This is a genomic window from Amycolatopsis sp. NPDC033938 (assembly GCF_055575975.1).
The window spans coordinates 31,592-38,707 of the sequence record NZ_JBVIRO010000034.1 but is presented as its reverse complement, the minus strand read 5'-3'; the positions used below and the strand labels follow the sequence as shown (position 1 = coordinate 38,707).

Sequence of the window (7,116 nt, the reverse complement as noted above, 5' to 3'; positions counted from 1 at the left end):
GAGGCGGTGCGGGGTGGGGAGAAGATCCTGGTCGACTTGGCCCGGTGTGCTGGTCCTCGGCAGATCGCCCGCGCCGGACGACGACTCTTGGACAAACTCGATCCCGACGGCAAAGAACCCCGCAACGAGGACCCGAAGGACACGCGGCCGGAGTTGCGGTTCGTCAAGCACCGCGACGGCACCCTCGGGCTCAAGGCCCGGCTGGATCTCGAAACGTATGCGCGGTTGAAGTCCGACCTCGACCCGATGGCGAAACCCCACAAAGCCATCGCCGGGGTCCGGGACTCCCGCACCCAGGACGAGCGCTACGGGGATGCGTTCACCGACTACGTGCGGCTCAAGACCACGAGCCGGAATCTGCCTGGGCAGGCCGGGGAAGCCACGCACATTCTGGTGACCATGTCGTATGAGGACTTGATCCGGGACCTGGGTGAGGCGCATCTGGATCTGGTCGGGCCGATCAGTGCTACCGACGCCCGGATCCTGGCCTGTGATGCCCGTGTCCGGCCCGGTGTTCTGGGTACCGCGGGCGAACCACTGGACATCGGCCGGTCGAAACGGACGGTGTCGCTGGCCCAGAAGTACGCGTTGACCATCCGCGACGGCGGCTGTGCGTTTCCCGGCTGCGACATGCCGGTGCCCCGCTGCACCGCGCACCACATCGTCTTCTGGAGACACCACGGCGAAACCAAGATCGACAATTTGGTGCTGCTCTGCACGAAGCACCACCGGCTGATCCACCACAGCGAATGGAAAGTCACCATCGCCCAAGACGGGATGCCGGAGTTCACCCCACCCGCTTATCTCGACCCGACCGGGGCTCCGAGGCGCAACACCATGCACCTCAGGACATAGACGAGCTTGATGTTCCCCTGTGAGCTGAACGCCTCCGCAGGTGTCAGTTCCTGCCCAGGCACCAGAACATATCCGATGTCCCTGTGGGCTGGCTTCGCGACATGGCCCGACGCGGAGCCTTTCCCGCCTCACTCTGCATAGGCCGGGAGGAGTGCTCATGGCGTTCCGGGGCAATGCTCTGAGCGGAGCAGACCGTAGACGAGCACATCGACATACTCGCCGCGTTGGAAGGACCTGCCGCGCATGACCCCTTCCCGGCGGAACCCCAGGCGTTCGAGGGCTTTCTGCTCGCCGAGGTTGCCGCCATTGGTGAGGGCTTCGATTCTGTTCGCGGTCGTGCGGCCGAACAGGTAGTCCACGAGCAGCCTCTGTGCCACCGTGCCCACCCCCTGTCCACGATGCTCGGGCAGCACCCCCACGCCGATCTCGTAGGTGACCCCCAAGGGGAAGCCGCGGGGCTTCCAGCTGGCGATGCCGATAACCGTGTCGTCGGCCCGCGCGATCCCGACCGCCGCGGACTCGGCGGAGATATACCCGTCGATCTCCCATCGCTTGCGGCGTGCCCTCGGATCACCGAATCCGGGCCACTCGAACTCGCCGAGCGCATCGGGATCCGTGCAGAGGCGGTCGAGAAAGTCGAGGTCGGCCTCGGTGAACGCCCTCAAGTGGACTTCGTCTGTGCGGTTCGCTGGAGTCATGAAGGCCAGTATCGCGCCCGGAACCTCACCCGTCAGGCAGTGAGCACTTCCCGGCCTTGTCGCGACAGGCTGGAGTTCGTCGGTCCCCAGGTGCTGAATGTGGGGTTCACGACCAAGATCACTCGCTCGACCAGGAGGCTTCGCCAGGCTGTCCACCCATCCGCGAACGCCCTGCGCTGCGGGGATACCGCTCACACACCCGGATCCGGGCCGTAGGACAGCACCCGCCCCTGCGGACCCCTCACCGCCACCGAGAACCGAACCGCGCCAACGCCTCCAGCTTCCAAGCCTGTTTCACGTCGCTCCCCCGATGCCCCGACCCGTCATCGATCAGCAGCTCCGCACCGGGCCATGCCCGAGCGAGTTCCCAAGCGGTGTCCACCGGGCAGCTCAGATCCCGCCGTCCGTGGATCAGCACACCGGGAATGTCCCGCAACAACCCGGCGTCGCGGATCACCGCGCCGGGTTCCAGCCAGGCCTCGTGGGAGTAGTAATGCGTGACGATGCGCGCGAAAGCCAGTTCCGACTCGCCGATCGGACCATTGTGGACGGACGCGCCGGGCTCCAGTGACAGCACCGTGTCCTCCCAGTCGCACCACGCGCGGGCGGCCTCGGTCCGCACGTGCGGGTCGGGGTCTTCCATGAGCCGTGCGTAGGCCGCGACCAGGTCGCCGGAGAGATCACCGCGGAAACGGTCCCACGCTTCGGGGAAGAACCGGCCGGCGCCGCGATACAGCCAGTCGATCTCGGAACGTCGCGTGGTGCTGATGGCGCTGACGATGATCTCCGTGACCCGTTCCGGAAATCGTTCGGCGTAGACGAGCGCGAGCGTGGTGCCCCATGAGCCGCCGGTGACGAGCCAGCGTTCGATCCCCAGGTGTTCCCTCAGCCGTTCCATGTCGGCGACGAGATGATCCGTCGTGTTGTGCCGCATGTCGGTCGACGGGTCGCTCGCGTGCGGGGTGCTGCGGCCGCAGCCGCGTTGGTCGAACAGCACCGCGCGGTAGCGGGCCGGGTCGAACATCCGCCGCATTCCCGGCGTACACCCCTGGCCTGGGCCGCCGTGTAGCATTACAGCGGGCTTCCCGTCCGGGTTCCCGCAGGTCTCCCAGTAGACGGCGTTGTCGTCACCGACATCGAGCAGCCCCGCGTCGTAGGGCTCGATGGGTGGATACAGATCGACCATTCTCTCAGCGTAGACGAAGCTGATCAAGACGTTCCGTTAGGCCGCGAAACACTTTCGCCGCAACGAAGTTCAGCACACCGGCCCTTTCCTCGCCGCGCCGGGAGGGGGAGATTTAGTGGTACCGGCGAAAACCACCAGAGATGGGGAACCATGGCGGTTTACGGCACGAACTTCACCCTTGGCGTGGAAGAAGAGTTCGTCCTCCTCGATCCGCTGGACGGCTCGGTCGCGTTGCGCGCGCCCGATCTTCTCGAACACCTCGCCCCCGAGCCGGACGTCACCGGGGAGCTGATGCGGTTCCAGATCGAGACCGCGACCGGCATCTGCCGCGGTCTCGACGAGGTGCGCTCGGAATTGACCCGGTTACGGCAGACCGTCGCGAAAGCCGCGGAGGCCGACGGCTGCCTGATGGTGGCGTCGGGGATTCCGCCCGGCGGCCTCCGCCCGGACGCGATCACGCCCGAACCCCGGTACCGGCGGATGGCGCAGACGTTCCCCGACCTGATCGACGACGCGGGGACCTGCGCCTGCCATGTGCACGTCGGTTTGCCTTCGCGGGATCTCGGCGCGCGGGTCCTCGCCGGCCTGCGGCCGTGGCTCGCTCCGTTGCTGGCGCTCAGCGCCAATTCCCCGATCGTGAACGGCGTGGATTCGGGGTGGGCGAGCAGACGCTTCCCGATCTGGGATCGGTGGCCGACCGCGAAACCTCCCGAAGAATGGACCAGCGCGGCCGCGTACGACCGCGGTGTCGAAGAGGCGTTACGCCAGGGTGCCGCCCTCGACGCGCCCGGTGTGTATTACTACGCCCGGCTTTCCCCTCGCCATCCCACGGTGGAGGTACGGATCGCCGACGTCTGCCTGTCGGTCGAGGACGCGGTACTGCTCGCGGCGCTGGTGCGCGGACTGGTCACGACCTGCGCCGGGACGCCTGCCCTGCCGCGAGCCCGCGGCGCGCGGATCGGCGCGGCACTCACGGCCGCCGCGCGCCGGGGCCTCGACGGGCCGGGTATCGACGTCTTCACCGGCCGGGAGGCCGATCAGCGCGAACTTCTCGGCGAACTCGTCGGCTTCGTCTCACCCGCGCTCAGGGCGGCCGGTGACCTCGACGACGTCGAGCAGGGGCTGCACTCCCTTTTCGAGCACGGGACCGGCGCGGCCCGGCAACGCCGTCTGTTCGCGGAAGCGGCTTCCCCCGCTGAATTCGCCACGGATCTCGCCCTCGCGACGATGAACGTCCCGGCGCGGTGAGCCGGGACTCCCGTCACAGCCAGCCGGACTCCCGCGCGATCCGCACCGCGTCGACCCGGTTGCGGGCACTGAGCTTCGACACGATCGTCGTCAGGTAGTTCCGCACGGTACCGGCGGAGAGGAACAACTCGGCCGCGATCTCGGTCGGCTCGGAGCCGACCGAGGCCAGCCGGAGCACTTCGATCTCCCGTGCGGTGAGCGGGCACTCCTCGCTGTCCCACGCCGCGAGCGCCAGATCGCCGTCGACGACGCGCCGTCCGGCGGCGACCCCGCGGACCGCGTTGGCCAGCCTGTCGGCGGGGGCGTCCTTGCGCAGGAAGCCGTTGACCTTCGCCGCCAGGGCCCGCCGAAGGGTTCCGGGGCTGCCGAGCGAGGTCAGGATCAGGGTGCGCACCCCGGGCAGCTGTTCGTGCAGTTCGGCGGCCGCGGTGAGCCCGTCCTTGCCGGGAAGATCGATGTCGATGAGCGCGATGTCGGGACGCGAGGACCGGGCGAGCGGGAGGATCTCCTCACCGCTGGCGCATTCGGCGACGACCTCGATATCGGCTTCCAGCCCGAGCAGCGCGACCAGGGCCCCACGGACAATGTGCATGTCCTCCGCCACCAGGACCTTGATCATCGCCCCATCTGCCTTTCTCCTGCGCCTCGCCCCCGAGCCGACAATACTATCCTCACACACCCGTCCCGCGAAATGGAAACCGGCCCTTGACCGTCGCGGGGGGACACGGTCAAGGGCCGGTTCTGTGTTGCCGCGGGAATACTTTCTTCGGACCGCGCCAACACGGCCGGGGTACGTCCGGCGTGAATGCGCTACCAGGAATTTTGCGGTCCGCCGCCGTGGAGATCCAGTGCGGAGACCACCGCCGACCTGTGGTTTTCGCATGTGAGATTTTCACGTCGGCGCACACACGAATCCATATCCGGCGGTGAATCAAGCACTTCAGGAGAAGCGGCGGCGAACACTACTGTCGGAAACCGTAAAGCACGCCAGAATTCCTCGAGCGAAAGGACGGTACAATGGATGAGACTGTCCGGCGAGCCGTGGAGCGAGCCATTGGGGCCATGAACGAGAAACTGGGCGAAGAGCTCACTATCGACGACATCGCCCGCGCCGCGACGTTCAGCAAATTCCATTTCACCAGGGTGTTCCAGCAGGCCACCGGCGTCTCGCCCGGCCGGTTCCTGTCCGCGCTGCGGCTCGACGAGGCCAAACGCCTGCTGCTGACGACCTCGATCACGGTCGCCGACATCAGCCACCGCGTCGGTTACAACAGTGTCGGCACCTTCAGCACGCGGTTCAGCAGCCGCGTCGGTCTCTCCCCCTCCGCGTACCGCCAGCAGGGTGGTTTCCAGCACCGGCTGGCCGGTGAACCCCGTCCCGGCGCGCAGCCGGCGATCGTCCGCGGTTTCGTTTCGGCGCCGCCGGAGATCTCGCCCGGCCTCGTCTTCGTCGGTCTCTTCCCGACACGTATCCCCGAGGGCGCGCCCGTGCGCTACGCGGTCATCGAGGCCCCCGGCCCCTATCAGCTGACCGAGGTCCCGGAAGGCACCTGGCACCTGGTCGCGCACTGTGTGACCGGGCCGCTCACGCGTCGCGGCGCCGGGTACACCGGCCACCACGGCCCGATCACCGTCGAACCCGGGGTCACCGCGCGGCTGGCCGACCTGCGGGTCCGTCCCAAGCGCCTGTTCGACCCGCCGGTACTGCTCGCGCTGCCCGATCTGCGGCACCGGCCGAAGCCGTTCAAGCACGCGGCCTGATCCTCACCTGGGTGTCATGAGGGGTCCCCAACGGATGAACAATGTCCGATGGGGACCCCTCTTGACGTTCACGGGACCTCAGGCGGAAAGACGGCCAGCCGAAGGAGCGAAGGCCTCGCGGATGTTCTGCCGCCACAGTTCGTAGGCCGGGGTCCCGTCCGCCGCGTTCTCGGCCACCTCGGTCCGGTCGGCGAGGTCGACGGCCTCCTCGATGCTCAGCCCGGCGAGCGTCCGCGCGGCGCGCCGGGTGTGCGGCGGGACGAACGACGAGAACGTCCTCGCCTTCACCGCGAACACGACACCGAGGCCGAGTTCGTCCTGGTGCTCCCCCGCCGATTCGTGCAGCACCGTCAGCCCCCGCTGGTCGCAGCCGCCGGCGAAGGTCGAGGCCAGCCCGACACCGCTCCACAGGTCCGGGCGGCGCCCGGCGGGGAAGCGGTTCACCGCGGCGGCGACCTTCACCGGATCGGCGCCGTTGATGAACCACAGCGCCCGCCCGACGCCCTGGTCACAGGCGCGGGCGAAGTACGACGGCGCGCCCGCCCACGCGTACGGGGCGGGGACGAACTGCTCGCCGACCCATTTGCGGGTGTCGAAGTACGCGCGGTCGAAGCCGTAGCCGTCGACGGCCAGCCAGCTCATCGTCGGGTGGTAGGGCACGCCGTCCAGATCCGGCAGCACCTTCTTCCACAGCGGCCTCGGCAGCCGCGCCATGGCGAACCCGATGCCGATGTAGGTCAGGAACAGATGCGGACGGCCGGGGCCGCTCATCAGTTCGGCCGTCCGGTCCTTCCGGCCGCCGGGCATGACGTCCAGGATGGTGAACGCCATCGCCGCGCCCTCGTAGGCGAACCCGCGCATCTCCGGCTCCACCATGTCCAGCCGCCGCTCGGCCTCCCACAGCGCCGGAGCGTCGATCCCCCATTCGAATCCGCACACCACCGACTGCGGGATCGACTCCAGCCTGGCGGTCGCCGCCGTCGGCGGGATCCCGAAGCCGCGCCCCTCGAAGCCGACCGAAGCCAGCGAGGGCGCGAACAGGACCTTGCGCAGGGCACCCAGCAATGAAGTCATCACGTACGTCCTTTGTGGATAGTGTCGGCTTCGCGCGCGAACTCGGCTCCCGCCGAGGAGACCACGCCGTGCTCGCCGCGGGCTCGACGGTCGATCGAGGCCGCACCCGGTACCGCCGAACAGCCCATGCCCCGCCGCCGACAATGGCGAATTCACCCGTTCGCCGGATCAATTCACCGGGACGGAACGTACTCACCAGGGAATGAAAAGTACTTATGGCGGAAAATTTACCGTCATCTGACCTGACACCGAGTAATCGATCGATTGCTCTTTAGCGATCCGCTCATGATCACC

The 7,116-nt window shown here is 67.9% G+C and carries 7 protein-coding genes; 3 read left to right on the top strand and 4 right to left on the bottom strand.

Going from position 1 to position 7,116, the window contains the following annotated elements; all coding sequences use genetic code 11:
- On the top strand, window positions 1-855 hold an 855-nt coding region (locus ACZ5ZX_RS40935; RefSeq protein WP_465507391.1), incomplete at its 5' end, for an HNH endonuclease signature motif containing protein.
- A gap of 155 nt (window positions 856-1,010) precedes the next feature.
- On the opposite strand, the gene ACZ5ZX_RS40930 is transcribed toward ACZ5ZX_RS40935, so the two are convergent.
- The gene (locus tag ACZ5ZX_RS40930; RefSeq protein ID WP_465507390.1) at window positions 1,011-1,553 is read right to left on the bottom strand and encodes a GNAT family N-acetyltransferase; all 543 of its coding nucleotides are present in this window, start codon (window positions 1,551-1,553) and stop codon (window positions 1,011-1,013) included.
- Window positions 1,554-1,794: 241 nt separating this feature from the next.
- Window positions 1,795-2,739: a prolyl aminopeptidase gene (pip, locus tag ACZ5ZX_RS40925; RefSeq protein ID WP_465507389.1), complete on the bottom strand. Its 945-nt coding sequence runs from the start codon at window positions 2,737-2,739 to the stop codon at window positions 1,795-1,797.
- 150 nt (window positions 2,740-2,889) lie between these two features.
- On the opposite strand from pip, the gene ACZ5ZX_RS40920 reads away from it, so the two are divergent.
- Window positions 2,890-3,987, top strand: coding sequence for a carboxylate-amine ligase (locus ACZ5ZX_RS40920; protein WP_465507388.1), 1,098 nt, complete (start codon window positions 2,890-2,892; stop codon window positions 3,985-3,987).
- A 13-nt stretch (window positions 3,988-4,000) separates the two neighbouring features.
- On the opposite strand, the gene ACZ5ZX_RS40915 is transcribed toward ACZ5ZX_RS40920, so the two are convergent.
- Window positions 4,001-4,606, bottom strand: coding sequence for a response regulator transcription factor (locus ACZ5ZX_RS40915; protein ID WP_465507387.1), 606 nt, complete (start codon window positions 4,604-4,606; stop codon window positions 4,001-4,003).
- A 443-nt stretch (window positions 4,607-5,049) separates the two neighbouring features.
- Here ACZ5ZX_RS40915 and ACZ5ZX_RS40910 point away from each other — a divergent pair, with 443 nt between their 5' ends.
- The gene (locus ACZ5ZX_RS40910) at window positions 5,050-5,748 is read left to right on the top strand and encodes an AraC family transcriptional regulator (RefSeq protein ID WP_465507386.1); all 699 of its coding nucleotides are present in this window, start codon (window positions 5,050-5,052) and stop codon (window positions 5,746-5,748) included.
- A 78-nt stretch (window positions 5,749-5,826) separates the two neighbouring features.
- Here the strand turns inward: ACZ5ZX_RS40910 and ACZ5ZX_RS40905 are convergent, their stop codons facing one another.
- Window positions 5,827-6,822 (bottom strand): DUF1702 family protein, encoded by a 996-nt coding sequence (locus ACZ5ZX_RS40905; RefSeq protein WP_465507385.1) that lies wholly within the window; start codon window positions 6,820-6,822, stop codon window positions 5,827-5,829.
- Between the last annotated feature and the right edge of the window lie 294 nt (window positions 6,823-7,116).